The following is a 13002-nucleotide window of genomic DNA, read 5'->3' on the forward strand; positions in this document are numbered from 1 at the left end:
TTTAGACAGAATGTCTTTAGGGATGATTATTCTTAAACAAAATCATATTTAAAGAAAATAACTACAATAAACCCTGGTTCAACAATCCTATACACAACAGTTCATTTAGTGAAAATTTCAACAAAACAAATTAAAAAAAGTGTACAAAATTTCCATTGGAAAATCAACGAATTACGATGGCAGTAACGATTTGATGTCCCACCTCTTCGTTAAGGGCTTGCATAATTTTATCTTTAAGCATCAACAACTCATTTCGCATGACACTGGAATTAATACTTAAATAAAGTGTACCCTGATACACATAAATATTGGTTGTTGCCCGAGCCACTGTTTTTCCTATTACTTTTTCCCAGGATCTAACAACACGATTTTCGAGCATTTTATGATCCAAATCTCTATTCTGACTGAGGTATTCTTTAATGATTGATTTAATATGCTGTGCATCTTTCCTTTCCATACTTTAAAGCTTAATTGTTAAACTTACCATTATCTACCATAAAAATACTGCTTTCTTTCTGAATTTTATTCAACACCGGCTCGATTCTATTTAACTGGGTATCGGTAATGAATATTTGACTAAAAAAATCGCTCCCCACTAATTCAATCAAGCGATCTCCACGTTCATTATCCAATTTATCAAAAATATCATCGAGCAACAAAAGCGGCTTTCGCTTTTTATGTTCCGATAAGAATTTGAATTGCCCCAGTTTTAAGGCGATTAAAAAGGTCTTTTTTTGTCCTTGCGAACCCATTTTTTTTATGGGATACCCTCCTATTTGAAATTCAACATCATCCTTATGTACACCTTTGGTCGTATAACCTAATATCATATCCTTCTCTCTACTCTCCTTTAGGCTACCCTCAAAGTCTGGCTGATTAAGATTCGACTTGTAATCAAATTCAACCACTTCTTTTTGGGCAGCTATAAAATTATACATCTCCAAAAAAACAGGTTTTAACTCTTCAAGAAATTGCATTCGCGAATGCGAAATTTTTCTTCCCAGTTCAATGATTTGAAAGTCCCATATGTCCAACATCTCATGTGCTTGGGCATTTAAGTTTTTTAATTTTTTTAAATATATATTACGCTGAGATATAACCTTGTTATAATTAATCAGATGCTCCAGGTAAGTTTTGTCATATTGAGAAATAACACTATCAATATATTTTCTTCGCTGTTCGCTCCCTTCTACAATTAAACGTTCGTCCTGAGGTGAAATCATCACCAAAGGAAGTAGTCCTATGTGATTTGATAGTTTATCATACTCTTTTTTATTGCGCTTAAATTGTTTTTTCTGTCCTTTTTTAAGCCCACAATAAATATGTTCTTCTTCATTGTTTACATCGTATTTTCCTTGGATCACAAAAAAATCGTGCTTATGTTGAATATTCTGACTATCCACAGGATTAAAAAAACTTTTACAAAACGACATGTAATAAATCGCATCTAACAAATTGGTTTTTCCGGCTCCATTGGGGCCTATAAAACAATTAATGCCCTTGTTCAATTGCAATTGTGCAAGCTCAATATTTTTGAAATTAATCAGATGTAATTGTTTTAAATACATACAAGGCTTTATTTATGGCCACAAATGTAATTATTCTATAAGAAATAAAGCATTGACAAGTATTTTGAATCACTAAAAACACAATAGAAATCTATGAATCATCCTTCAACTGATTTTTTTTTAACAAAACAACTAAAGAAATACGACTTCATATTTTGATTTTTTCACAAAACAACTACATTTGCGTAGCAATAAAAAAAGAAATAATTCATGTCGAATAAAGAAAAAGAATATGCTACTGAAACTAGCATGGAAAACGTTGAGCATGCTTTAAGTAAAACGGAACAATTTATAGAGGACAATCAAAAGGTTCTTACCATTATTATGTTTGCCGTTATTATTGTTATCGGTGGATATTGGGGCGCAAAAAAACTATATTTTGCACCACAAGAACAACAAGCTCAAACAGAAATGTTTCAAGCTCAAAACTACTTTGAAAAAGATAGTTTTAACCTAGCTTTAAATGGTGACGGAATGAATCTTGGTTTTTTGGAAATTGCCGATGACTATGGTATGACCAAGCCAGGAAACTTGGCTAAGTATTATGCCGGTGTATCCTATTTACATTTGGGTCAGTTTGATGACGCCATTGAATATTTAAGCAGCTTTTCATGCGACGACGAATTGCTAGATGCCACAGCCAAAGGAGCTCTTGCAGATGCTTACTTGGAGAAAGGGAATATTGATGAGGCTATTTCTAATTATAAAAAAGCCACAGAAGTTGACAATAGCATTGTAGCTCCTGCTTATCTTTTAAAGTTAGGATTGATTTACGAAGAGCAAAAAGAATACAATAAAGCAATAGAGGTTTATCAACGAATCAAGGACGATTTTAAATCATCTCTAGAAGCCCGAAGTATTGATAAGTATATTACTCGGGCTCAAATTTCAGCGAGCAAATAATTCAACATTTCAAAAAATAATTGATAAAAGAGGTTGCCTGTGTGGGTAACCTCTTTTATTTTTGTACTCTAAAATTGATTTTATGGCAACAAGTTTAAAAAATCTGTCGGATTACGATAAAAGCAAAATGCCTTCTGCAGCCAAAATGAAATTTGGCATTGTGGTAGCCGAATGGAACAAGGAAATTACCGAAGCTTTATACCAAGGTGCATACGATACTTTGATTGAAAATGGAGCACATCCCGATAATATTATAAAAAAATATGTCCCCGGCAGCTTTGAACTAACCAAAGGAGCCAAGTATATGGCCGATTATACCGACGTCGATGCAGTTATTTGCTTAGGTTGTGTTATACAGGGAGACACCCCTCATTTTGATTTTGTGTGTGATGGCGTAAGACAAGGTATCACCCAACTAAATTTAAGTTATCCAATCCCATTTATTTTTGGACTAATTACCACACTTAACTTACAGCAAGCCAAAGACAGAGCGGGTGGCAAGCATGGAAATAAAGGAGATGAGGGTGCAATTACTGCCATAAAAATGGTAGATATGGGTTGGAGTTTAAAAAAATAAATTTTACATTTGCAGCCGCATTAGGGGAGATACCAAAGCGGCCAACTGGGACGGACTGTAACTCCGTTGTCTTACGACTTCGCAGGTTCGAATCCTGCTCTCCCCACTAAAAATAGATTAAAGATCTATTTTTAATGAAATGCTTTGAGTAATTTAATAGTTATTGAATTACATATAGAAAAAATAATAGGCGAAAGTAGCTCAGCTGATAGAGCATCAGCCTTCCAAGCTGAGGGTCGCGGGTTTGATCCCCGTCTTTCGCTCTAATAAAGCCATCTAATATAAATCGGATGGCTTTTTTTTTAGAATTTGTTCGTCATTTCTACACAAAGAGGATCACGCACAAAAGTTGGGTCTGTTGAAAAATAAGTATTTGTTTATCTGTTAAATAGAAACGGATAAAATAAATTGTGAAAGAAGAACTATCATTGGAGCTATCGGTGGCTCTATTTTTACCAGCAGGAATATTAGATTATTTCCAGATCGTATCCTATCGGAAATCTTCAAGCGGAAAGCATATTTTAAACTAAGGATTTGAAGTTAAGGGTGTTGATATTCTATTTTAATAATAATTTCAAGTATAACGAAAGTCTTTACAATTTATCCATAACCATATTCAAGAACTCTCATCTAAAGGATATCTTCTATTAATGTACAAAGCTATCAATTAATGAACCGCAGGGTTGGCCAGAACAATAGCCCCGGGGCCGACGTTGCCGAAAAGCTTCCCTGGGCGCACTTGAGGTGGTAGTGCTGTTGACCTAGCGCGAAGGAAGTGTGCGCCGGACGGAAAGGGAAGTTGATGCAGGGCAGATAGTGATCTATTGTTCTAGACCTTTTTGGTCCTTTTATGGCAATGATAATAACGAAGTTATCATGAGGACCTTTGAAAACAAGCCTTTCCGAGTAAATTAGCGAAGCTTATTCATGAGGACCTTTGAAATAAACCTTTCCGAGTAAAAAGGACATTAACGCAAGTTTCAAAAGCAAAGAAAATTATCATATAAGTTAGAAACATTGCTCTCGATTAGATAACGGAAGTACCAATGCTGCAGCAGAATCTTTCAATGCAAAAGTAAAGGATTTCAGAAGGCAATTCAGAGGTGTTGTTGATGTAAATGAGGAGCAAATCTCCTTATAGCACATAGGCCAGATGGCTCAATAAGTAGAGATTTTTACACCCTCAATAATCTTTTTCTCTATTTCTGCGTTAAAGGAATACAACATACACGATAAACGACCTAGTTATGTCCTTTGATAAAGAAGAAAGATTAAACGAACTATATACTGAATTTAATCGCACTGATGAATTTTATGCACAATTCAGAAAACAATTCAATACTGTCATCATAGATGTGGTTTTAGATTATTACCCAGGATTTAAACAAAAAGATGTTCTAAATGATATGATAGATCAATATGCCAGTGAAATATTAAGTGCTACAGAATCGGTCTTATACAAAGACAAAAATTACCCCAAATACAGAAAGCTAGAAGAAATAGAATATATGGATCGTTTTTTAAATAAAGAAGAAGTCATCGCTAACCCTGATGAATTTTCGGAGACGACACATAAAATAGTAAAAGCCTTCATTGTTTCTCAATATCAGAACATCATTCATTTGTCTGCCCAGGGCTTTAGATTACTCGAAAGATATATGAAGATGCATTTGATGGCTTTTATTTCTCAATTTTTGTCTTTTGTAAAATAATAGTCTAATTTTATTACTTTTGCGCTTTCTTCCATTCAAATAGCAAGAAGCAAATGAAATTAAAAAAGTTACTACCCGAGCTGGTATCGGGAATAATAAATGCAGGCTACGACAAAACGCCCAAACAAATTCAAACAAACGCCATCCCTAAAATAAAATCCGGCGTTGACGTAATCATGATTTCGCCCAAAGACTCGGGCAAAACAACAGCTCTTGTTATTGGAACCATCCAACAATTAAAACGACCTTTTGAAGAAGCTCCACGCGCCATCATCATCACCTCAACCAAAGAAAAAGCTTTTGAAATAGAGGAACAGATAGCACTCCTTGGTAAGGCATGTAAACTAAGAACTTTTGTTGCTTTTGACAAAGGTATCATCCAATATCAAAAAGATGAAATTTATGATGGGTTGGATGTGCTAATTTGTACACCCAAACGCCTCACGGAGTTGGTTAATATAAATGGTGTTCCCATGACCAAAATAAGTCTGATTATAATGGACGATGCCGACACCCTTATTACCAACCGGTACCACTCTATTATATATCGCATTGGTGATGGCGTTAAAAAGGCACAAATGATTATTGCTGCTGACAAATGGCACAACAAATTTGACGATTTATCTGAAAGGATATTAAAAAATCCTTTTCTTATCCAAGAGGAAGAAATGTAAACATCAAAAAAATCTGATTCCAACTCCCATTGATCATTATAACCTAATCCTCACATCTCTTTCCCCCACCCCCAAAAAAAATAACAAAAATGCGTTACCAATTGGCAGGTGGTGGTCTAAACTACCAGATAGTATATATTCGTATGATTAAGATTAAATTTTCAAAGGCCGTATAGAGATGGCCAAAATAAATCACCTACCTATGTAGGCATAATGTGGTCATGGCATGTTTTATCTGGTAACAACGTCTTAACCCATCCCAAACACCCATCTACCAACAACATATTGTTTTATGCTATCCTATTTAAATATAGCAGTTATCAATAACTATTGGATATCACTAAATTTTGAAATGCCAGAATTTTAGACGAACTTAATGATGGATAGCAGCTATAATGATATATGGTACAATTTACGATCACCATATATCTTCTTTTTAAGTCTTTGACTCATAAATATAAAAGATTAATATACATAAACGCTGTTCATAAGTGTACAACAATGGTAAACAGCCATATAAAATGCGAAGCATAAACAATGGAAAAAATGAAATCGTTTTTAGAATTTAGCCTCATTAACATTGGTGATACTCATTTAAAAGTATATACCATATTTATTATAATTTCCATCTTTTTTATTACCAAACTACTATTGACCATCATTAAAAATGCTTTGGGTCAAAAACGTTTATTTAGTCGACTCGACGAAGGAACAGCATATGCTATTTTCAAGATCATTAAATATATTGTTTGGTTAATTGCTATTGGTTTCTTTTTAGAATCCATCGGTGTAAAAATCACCTTACTAATAGCTGGATCAGCTGCACTTCTGGTAGGTGTAGGTCTAGGGTTACAACAGACCTTTAATGACATTATCTCTGGCATTATACTACTTTCTGAACGATCCATAAAATTAGGAGACATTCTTGAGATAGATGGTGATGTAATAAAAGTTCAAGTAATTGGTTTAAGGACATCAAAAGGCTTAAACCGCGATGAGATAACTGTCATTATACCTAACTCTCTAATTACAACCAATAAGGTAATTAACTGGAGTCACCAGTCAAAGAAAACACGCTTTAGAATAAATATTGGTGTTAGTTACGAGAGTGATATTGAACAAGTCATTCAAGTTCTGGAATCAAGTATCCACGAGCATTCTGCCATCAACAACAAAAACCTGATTGAAGCACGACTCGTAGACTTTGGTTCTTCCTCTATAAACTTTCAGGTACTTTTTTTCACTGAAAACATATTTGAAATAGAACGGATAAAGAGTGATATCAGACGTATTATTCATGCCAAGCTTAAGAAAAATAATATCACAATACCATTCCCTCAAATGGATATTCATATTGACAAGCAGGACAAAGAATTCAAACATACGAAAATCATAAACGCATGAAAATTGCCATTATTTATAACAAAGACGTAACGGGAGTCTTCAATACCTTAGGTATGCAGAATAAAGAATTTTATTCTGAACAAAATGTAAAGCGAGTAGCAGAAAGCTTGGAAAAGGCGGGACATAATGTACACATATTAGATGGAAATATGTACATCATTGAGCGTTTACAACATTTTACGCCCCTTTACCGAAAATACAGCATCTCCTAAACTCCCTTTACACAGTCGTCTCCGCACTTTTATTAGAAGTAGAAATGATCAGGCAGAAACATTGTTAGCAAAACTGGTTAACATCAATACATATGTTCGCAATGTTAGTGGCATTCACCAAGCAATTCACTTTGTCAAGTCTGAATTATCACCTATGGGTTTTACCCAAGAAGTATTTCCAAATCTGGAGGTTGGTAATGTGGTATATTTCTCCAATACCTATGATGAAGAGGTCGACTGGCTTTTAATATTGTCGGTGGACGATCAGCAAAAGTTAGAAAACCAGGAGTTTTTTTATGCAACAGAGCACAAATTATACGGTACCGGAATATGGGAAAACAAAGGGGGCATAGTAACTACCATACTTGCCTTGCAGGCATTAAAGTTCAGCCGTCAGTTAAAAAAAATAAAAATGGCAATAATGCTTATTCCTGACACTAGCATTGGAGGCAAATTCTCAAAGCAAATATTAAATACAAAAGCTGCAAAAGCCAAACATATTATTGCCTTACATGGAGGAAACGACGAAGGTAGTGTTATTACCAGTCGCTCAGGAAGTGCCAATTACACCTACGACATAAAATTAATGGATCACACAGCTGAAAATGTGGCCAAAGTATCTGCTCATTTTTATAAAACATTGGCCTCTATTGTTGATATCTCAAAAAATAACCCCGAAGTAGTGCTGGCTCCTTATCATACAAGTTTTAATTCAAATATATTCAAAGGTTTTGCCAATGGCTCTTCTAAAATAAGTGTTCGTTTTAACCATAAAGAAGAATATGAGGCCATGGACAAAAAAATTCATAAATTGGTTGGCAATACCAAAAAGAATTTAAGATTGTATAATAGCCAGATACAAGGAGGTGTATCAAGACTTCCCATGCCCGAATCGGAAGAAAGTAAGCGTATTTTTAATATACTGAAACAGTTATCGAAACTTAGTGATGTTAATATTCAAAAAGAACACAGGTGGAGCTCTTCTGATATTTGTAATGTGACTAAAAGTTGTGCTAAAATTGATGGGCTTGGTCCTACAGGGTGGTTATGATAATAAATGGGCTGAATATATTTTCAGAAGTAGCATCACAGATAAAGCGTTACTTCTGGCTCTGTTACTAAATGAGAAACCAATTTCTCATGAGATTGATCCGTTTACGCAAAAAAATAATGAAGCTTCACCTCACCCATCAGTGCCCTGCTAATTATTACTTTTATAGCGAAAAAGACAACACGGGAAACGAACCACTGGAATGAATTCTCACATAGAAGAATAACTCATTCTGACAAATTCCATATGGACATTTAAAACTTAACTTAATTATAGAATTTAAAAAGGGGGACTTAGTCCCCCCCTCTACAGCAATCAAGCAACATCCTTCCCCTCTAACCCTAGAATATATGCCTGAAGCTAAAAAATTACACACCTTGCTCAAAATAATTAAGTAAGGTGTATGACTTAAGATATTCTAATACAAATATTTAATAATAGACATTACAAAATATAACAAATTATTTGTTCATTGTCTTTAAAAAATTTGTTATATCAGCAGGCTCTGCTCTCTTTCTATAGTCTGCGTCTAAAAAGGCATAAACAATGGTACCATCTGTATCAATCACATAAGTCGCTGCTAAAGGTAGCTCGTTGGAGTCGTCTCCATTGTGTTCGTTTAGTCCAAATTTTTCATTGTAAATATCTGCCACTTCTTGGGTTAGTTTAAACACCACTCCATATTGTTGGCCCACCACATTTCCCACATCACTCAAAACCTCAAAGTCTAAATGAAGTTTCTCACTGGTACTAATAGACTGATCCGGTAATTCAGGTGTCAGAGCCACCAAATTAGCACCTTGTGCTTTAAAATTAGGTAGTTCATCTTGTAAAAATTTTAGATTAATATTACAATACGGACACCAACCTCCTCGATACCAAACCAATACAACTGGACCTTTTTTTAAATACTCTTGTAAGGACACTTCTGTTCCCATTGCATTTTTTAAAGTAAAATTTGGTGCCATATCACCAATGTTTTTGGCCAATTTTAACACGCCACTCTCTCTTACGGCATCCAGACCATCTTGGTATATCTTTTTTATATGCTGATCGGCCTTTTTACCAAAATTTACTTTTCGCTCTTCTAAAGCCTCACTTTGCAACATACTGTTTGATTCTTCCATAGAATTCTCTTTTATGGTGGTTGATCGATTACTCTTCTTATTATCACAAGCCCATACAGCCGTTAATAACAAACAAAAGCTTACAATTTTCATGATTTTCATAATGAATAAAATTTTAATGAGTAGGTAACACTTGTTGATTCTCTTTTCTAATTATAATAAGTATATTTATCATTGAAAAAACAATAATACCAACGGCAATATATACCAGTGGCCATTTAGGTTGAACGCGTAAGAAAAATTCAGCCAGTAAAGCACCAACCATAGTTAGCAATCCGAAGCTATTGGCAAAAAGACTAAATCTATAATAGTTTAATTTACGAATAAAAAACACTTTATGCTGAAATAAAGTATAAATGGCATTAGAAAAATATGCCAATAACACTGCTGAAATCAAAAAACCTGTAGAAACCCTAAAAAAAGTAGGATCTATACCTAACGGTTGGGCCATTTCAATAAAAGCATTGACAGAAATTTCCCATCCTGCTAACTTTGAAATTGCAAATCTCACCAAGACTAATCCCATAAGTATGCTGGTGATAAATACTACTGTTTTTCCTATTCTACTCATTATACAAATTTTTACTTTCTATTAAAAAACCGTTCTAAATTTCCACTTTCTATACAAGTCAACAACCATTTACTTTTTACGCTAAATCTGACGTAATTCGAAACTACCAAAGTATCAACTTTACAAAACTAAACAATCGCTTTGATATAAAGTTCAAACAGATGATAATTTTAACACTATTTATTATTTCATCCTACACACCGTATACTCAACCACATTTAATTTATATGTAAATACAAGAAACTTTCTCATACTTACAGACATCAACAAATGACAAAAATGTCACATAATATGGTCATTATGACATACTTAAGACAACAAACACTGCCAAAATTACAATCAAATTATTTTAAATTTACGGTTCAAAATACTAAACAATTGACATTCAAGCGTAAAACTTTAATACATAAAATTAGATGTGAGAATGGCATTCAATTTGAAAATATCTGACCGAGTTAATAATTAATTTGTTGAATTAAAATTTTGGAGGATTAAGTTATGACACTTACAAAATTATCAAACAACTGGTTTCCATCAGTTCCATCAGTCTTTGATCGGTTCTTTGATGGTGAGTTAATGGATTGGAACAGATCTAATTTCTCCAGCACAAATTCTACATTACCCGCAGTAAATGTAAAAGAAAACGACAATGATTTTTTAATTGACGTTGCTGCTCCGGGGTTAAAAAAAGATGATTTCAAAGTGAACTTCGACAACGGATCTTTGATTATATCATCTGAAAAGAAAAGTGAAGTTGAAGAAAAAGATGGCGAGAAAGTAACCAGACGTGAATTCAACTATCAATCATTCCAACGGTCCTTCAGTGTTCCTGAAAACATTGTTGATCCTGAAAAGATTAGGGCTAGCTATGAAAATGGCATTCTTCACATAACACTTCCTAAACGAGAAGAAGTAAAGCCAAAACCAGCGAAGCAAATTGAGATTCAGTAACTGATGCGGGGCAGACAGTACTGCCCCCTTTTTACTCGAAAAACACATATGAAACGAGCCATGAGAGTGATCTCTCACACAGGTGAATGATTATCACGGCGAGTTCCATATGACCATTAAGAAACAAATTATAAACATATGAAAACAATAATATATAACAACACATTGGCATGGTATAAACCATTTGAATATAAGCTATTGAATCCCATTATTCAATGTAAGAATGAACTAAGTGAAGATATCTATCAAACACCTATAGCTTATACTTTTAATTATTCTGTCCCTGGATTTAGAAAGAAAGATTTAAAAATGAAAGTCCAAGATGACCTTCTTACCATTGAGGGATCATATAAAAACAGAAGGTTACGATGGTGGAGCAAAGAAAGTGAAATAAGAGAAAAACACTTTGTAAAAAACATTCGACTATACAGGGATATGGACAGCAATAAAATACAAGCCCAATTTAAAGATGGTATTTTAAGCATTCATATTCCTAAAAAAGAAGAATATGTAAGTTATCGCGAAATTCCTATTAGCGGCCAATCAACTGTAGTTGAGATGGTGGACAACGAAAAAAGCAAAGTCAACAAACTATTAAAAAAAATAAAACATAAATTAAGTAGTTATGTTGTTAAATATACAAAGTAACTCAGCCTAAAACAAAAATGTATTAGCACACGATGCGGTATGAAAAACGACCGATATTTTTCATAAATTAGTCTATATAACCTTTGTGTAACAAGCAGATTTAAAAAATTAAGTATTATGATGTTGGAATACTGTAAAATTGTTTTAAACGGAGTACATGAGGATAAAAAACTATTTCGTAAAGAACTGATCAAATCAATAGCTTGGCTCAAAGCCGAAGAACAAAATGAATTTATTTCGTGGGTCAAAAATAATTTTCAAGATCAACATGCCGATGTCATCGACGAAATACTGAACACCAAATATAATTTTGCATCTTAACCCACTTCAAATTCAGCTTATATTAATTTTGTTGTAAAATCACTATGTTCGGCACTAAAATCTTTCATTAAGATTACCTAAAACAGGCTTATGTATCAGAACTCTGTATGCAACTCTATAGTAGCAACCAAGGCCATAAGGAGGCATTTAAAGCAAATTAAAACAAAGCAACTAAATATCTTGTTTAAAGCCATTTTTGGTCGACTTGTTTTCTCATGCATAAAAACGGGGCAACGATGCCGAACATAGTAAAAATAACAAGCATATATAGCTCCACGCTCGTAAAAAGACATTTTATCGTTTATTACAAATAGTCCTCACGAATAACTTTTTCTTTAACCAATTCCCTCAAGGTTATCTCCGTCATATCACTTTTGAAAATAAACTCATTTTGTAAATCGGAAACATAGGCCTTTAGCCTCATTTTAATGATACTACGTTTATCTTTCATCTCATTAAAAAACAAAACGGTAACTGGTTTATTTAAATAAATATATTTAGACACCATGGCTGACTCCACTGCAATTTGACGTACCTTTTGCGTATCAATATCCAAAGGTAAATAAAACTCGGCCACCACCTGACAATTTGTTTCTCCATTATTGGAATTGGAAATAGAATGATTCATCATCTCTGCATTAGGAATGGTGACCACAGAATCATCAGCGGTTACAATACGTGTTGAGCGCAATCCTATTTTAACCACTTCTCCGTACTCCTCCCCTGCCTCTATTTTATCTCCAATTTGAAAAGGGCGGTCAAACAGAATCATCAAACCACCAAATATATTCTTCAGCAAATCCTGAGCTGCAAAACCAATAGCAACGCCCACTGAAGTAAAAAACGCTATAACGGTTGCCAAAGGCGGTCTGATGACACCTTGAACAATAATATAAACGACTACTGCCCAACCTATAATTTTCACAATGGGAATAATTCTTTTTGTTAAGATACGATATTGGGCACTTTTTCTGCCTATCTTATTCAGCAGTATATCAATGATTTTTAACAGAATAAAGCCTATGAGAATAATAATCAAAGACCACACAATTTTTCCGGAAGTAATAATTTTATTGACAGGTGGTGCGCCCAACTGATTCATTCGATCCTACAGTGAATTGATTCTAATGGTGTCTTTAGATTCAACGCTCATTTTTTCTTGTATTGGCACAGAATCTTCTCCCACCGACAAATCCACAACAGGAGGTATCGAATCATTTCCTGAAGCAATTGCAGATGCAAAGGCAAAAAACAGTAAAATATTTATGATATTTCTCATTAAC

Annotated in this window: 16 protein-coding genes and 2 tRNA genes; 12 read left to right on the forward strand and 6 right to left on the reverse strand. The window is 34.0% G+C overall.

Translation table 11 applies throughout. From position 1 onward, the window contains the following. Positions 1-163: 163 nt before the first annotated feature. A complete protein-coding gene (locus CYTFE_RS0106840; protein WP_027471211.1) occupies positions 164-457 on the reverse strand; it encodes a DUF721 domain-containing protein in 294 nt (97 codons plus the stop codon). Positions 458-467: 10 nt separating this feature from the next. Then, complete coding sequence (gene recF / locus CYTFE_RS0106845; RefSeq protein ID WP_027471212.1) at positions 468-1568, reverse strand: DNA replication/repair protein RecF; 1101 nt, start codon at positions 1566-1568, stop codon at positions 468-470. Positions 1569-1778: 210 nt separating this feature from the next. Here recF and CYTFE_RS0106850 point away from each other — a divergent pair, with 210 nt between their 5' ends. The 9 genes from CYTFE_RS0106850 to CYTFE_RS0106890 all read left to right on the forward strand — a co-directional run bounded on the left by CYTFE_RS0106850 (position 1779) and on the right by CYTFE_RS0106890 (position 8101). Then, positions 1779-2471, forward strand: coding sequence for a tetratricopeptide repeat protein (locus CYTFE_RS0106850; protein WP_027471213.1), 693 nt, complete (start codon positions 1779-1781; stop codon positions 2469-2471). A gap of 82 nt (positions 2472-2553) precedes the next feature. Beyond that, complete coding sequence (ribH, locus tag CYTFE_RS0106855) at positions 2554-3048, forward strand: 6,7-dimethyl-8-ribityllumazine synthase (RefSeq protein WP_027471214.1); 495 nt, start codon at positions 2554-2556, stop codon at positions 3046-3048. 23 nt (positions 3049-3071) lie between these two features. After that, a tRNA-Tyr gene (locus CYTFE_RS0106860) sits at positions 3072-3154 on the forward strand. Positions 3155-3238: 84 nt separating this feature from the next. Further along, positions 3239-3311, forward strand: a tRNA-Gly gene (locus CYTFE_RS0106865). Positions 3312-4295: 984 nt separating this feature from the next. After that, positions 4296-4760: a hypothetical protein gene (locus CYTFE_RS0106870; RefSeq protein WP_027471215.1), complete on the forward strand. Its 465-nt coding sequence runs from the start codon at positions 4296-4298 to the stop codon at positions 4758-4760. A gap of 53 nt (positions 4761-4813) precedes the next feature. Further along, positions 4814-5434: a DEAD/DEAH box helicase gene (locus CYTFE_RS25355; protein WP_044262633.1), complete on the forward strand. Its 621-nt coding sequence runs from the start codon at positions 4814-4816 to the stop codon at positions 5432-5434. Positions 5435-5980: 546 nt separating this feature from the next. Beyond that, a complete protein-coding gene (locus CYTFE_RS25360) occupies positions 5981-6838 on the forward strand; it encodes a mechanosensitive ion channel family protein (RefSeq protein WP_200871472.1) in 858 nt (285 codons plus the stop codon). Continuing rightward, complete coding sequence (locus CYTFE_RS0106885) at positions 6835-7050, forward strand: hypothetical protein (protein WP_027471216.1); 216 nt, start codon at positions 6835-6837, stop codon at positions 7048-7050. The genes CYTFE_RS25360 and CYTFE_RS0106885 overlap by 4 nt, the downstream gene beginning before the upstream one ends. Further along, positions 6998-8101: a zinc-binding metallopeptidase family protein gene (locus tag CYTFE_RS0106890; RefSeq protein ID WP_152541906.1), complete on the forward strand. Its 1104-nt coding sequence runs from the start codon at positions 6998-7000 to the stop codon at positions 8099-8101. The genes CYTFE_RS0106885 and CYTFE_RS0106890 overlap by 53 nt, the downstream gene beginning before the upstream one ends. 461 nt (positions 8102-8562) lie before the next feature. Here CYTFE_RS0106890 and CYTFE_RS0106895 read toward each other — a convergent pair whose 3' ends face one another. Then, positions 8563-9330: a peroxiredoxin-like family protein gene (locus CYTFE_RS0106895; RefSeq protein ID WP_081735928.1), complete on the reverse strand. Its 768-nt coding sequence runs from the start codon at positions 9328-9330 to the stop codon at positions 8563-8565. A 13-nt stretch (positions 9331-9343) separates the two neighbouring features. Next, positions 9344-9799 (reverse strand): hypothetical protein, encoded by a 456-nt coding sequence (locus CYTFE_RS0106900; RefSeq protein WP_027471219.1) that lies wholly within the window; start codon positions 9797-9799, stop codon positions 9344-9346. A gap of 498 nt (positions 9800-10297) precedes the next feature. Between CYTFE_RS0106900 and CYTFE_RS0106905 the strand changes: the two genes are divergently transcribed. The 3 genes from CYTFE_RS0106905 to CYTFE_RS0106915 all read left to right on the forward strand — a co-directional run bounded on the left by CYTFE_RS0106905 (position 10298) and on the right by CYTFE_RS0106915 (position 11719). Beyond that, on the forward strand, positions 10298-10750 hold the full coding sequence (locus CYTFE_RS0106905) for an Hsp20/alpha crystallin family protein (RefSeq protein WP_027471220.1): 453 nt from the start codon (positions 10298-10300) through the stop codon (positions 10748-10750). A 138-nt stretch (positions 10751-10888) separates the two neighbouring features. After that, complete coding sequence (locus CYTFE_RS28500; protein ID WP_052343047.1) at positions 10889-11398, forward strand: Hsp20/alpha crystallin family protein; 510 nt, start codon at positions 10889-10891, stop codon at positions 11396-11398. Between the two features lie 117 nt (positions 11399-11515). Then, entirely contained in the window at positions 11516-11719 is a 204-nt protein-coding gene (locus tag CYTFE_RS0106915; protein WP_044214276.1) for a hypothetical protein, read from the forward strand. A gap of 304 nt (positions 11720-12023) precedes the next feature. Here the strand turns inward: CYTFE_RS0106915 and CYTFE_RS25370 are convergent, their stop codons facing one another. Continuing rightward, positions 12024-12821 (reverse strand): mechanosensitive ion channel family protein, encoded by a 798-nt coding sequence (locus tag CYTFE_RS25370; protein WP_044214277.1) that lies wholly within the window; start codon positions 12819-12821, stop codon positions 12024-12026. A gap of 6 nt (positions 12822-12827) precedes the next feature. Next, positions 12828-12998, reverse strand: a complete 171-nt coding sequence (locus CYTFE_RS29865; protein ID WP_154665625.1) for a hypothetical protein — start codon at positions 12996-12998, stop codon at positions 12828-12830. Between the last annotated feature and the right edge of the window lie 4 nt (positions 12999-13002).

Origin of the sequence: Saccharicrinis fermentans DSM 9555 = JCM 21142, from assembly GCF_000517085.1 — a bacterium.
Classification (GTDB): domain Bacteria; phylum Bacteroidota; class Bacteroidia; order Bacteroidales; family Marinilabiliaceae; genus Saccharicrinis; species Saccharicrinis fermentans.

Bases quoted from the DNA above. Each gene is read 5' to 3' on its own strand.
- ribH (WP_027471214.1), top strand. From the start codon at position 2,554: ATGGCAACAAGTTTAAAAAATCTGTCGGATTACGATAAAAGCAAAATG.
- CYTFE_RS0106895 (WP_081735928.1), bottom strand. From the start codon at position 9,330: ATGAAAATCATGAAAATTGTAAGCTTTTGTTTGTTATTAACGGCTGTA.
- CYTFE_RS0106905 (WP_027471220.1), top strand. From the start codon at position 10,298: ATGACACTTACAAAATTATCAAACAACTGGTTTCCATCAGTTCCATCA.
- recF (WP_027471212.1), bottom strand. From the start codon at position 1,568: ATGTATTTAAAACAATTACATCTGATTAATTTCAAAAATATTGAGCTT.
- CYTFE_RS25360 (WP_200871472.1), top strand. From the start codon at position 5,981: ATGAAATCGTTTTTAGAATTTAGCCTCATTAACATTGGTGATACTCAT.
- CYTFE_RS0106850 (WP_027471213.1), top strand. From the start codon at position 1,779: ATGTCGAATAAAGAAAAAGAATATGCTACTGAAACTAGCATGGAAAAC.
- CYTFE_RS29865 (WP_154665625.1), bottom strand. From the start codon at position 12,998: ATGAGAAATATCATAAATATTTTACTGTTTTTTGCCTTTGCATCTGCA.
- CYTFE_RS25370 (WP_044214277.1), bottom strand. From the start codon at position 12,821: ATGAATCAGTTGGGCGCACCACCTGTCAATAAAATTATTACTTCCGGA.
- CYTFE_RS0106915 (WP_044214276.1), top strand. From the start codon at position 11,516: ATGATGTTGGAATACTGTAAAATTGTTTTAAACGGAGTACATGAGGAT.
- CYTFE_RS0106870 (WP_027471215.1), top strand. From the start codon at position 4,296: ATGTCCTTTGATAAAGAAGAAAGATTAAACGAACTATATACTGAATTT.
- CYTFE_RS25355 (WP_044262633.1), top strand. From the start codon at position 4,814: ATGAAATTAAAAAAGTTACTACCCGAGCTGGTATCGGGAATAATAAAT.
- CYTFE_RS0106885 (WP_027471216.1), top strand. From the start codon at position 6,835: ATGAAAATTGCCATTATTTATAACAAAGACGTAACGGGAGTCTTCAAT.
- CYTFE_RS0106840 (WP_027471211.1), bottom strand. From the start codon at position 457: ATGGAAAGGAAAGATGCACAGCATATTAAATCAATCATTAAAGAATAC.
- CYTFE_RS28500 (WP_052343047.1), top strand. From the start codon at position 10,889: ATGAAAACAATAATATATAACAACACATTGGCATGGTATAAACCATTT.
- CYTFE_RS0106900 (WP_027471219.1), bottom strand. From the start codon at position 9,799: ATGAGTAGAATAGGAAAAACAGTAGTATTTATCACCAGCATACTTATG.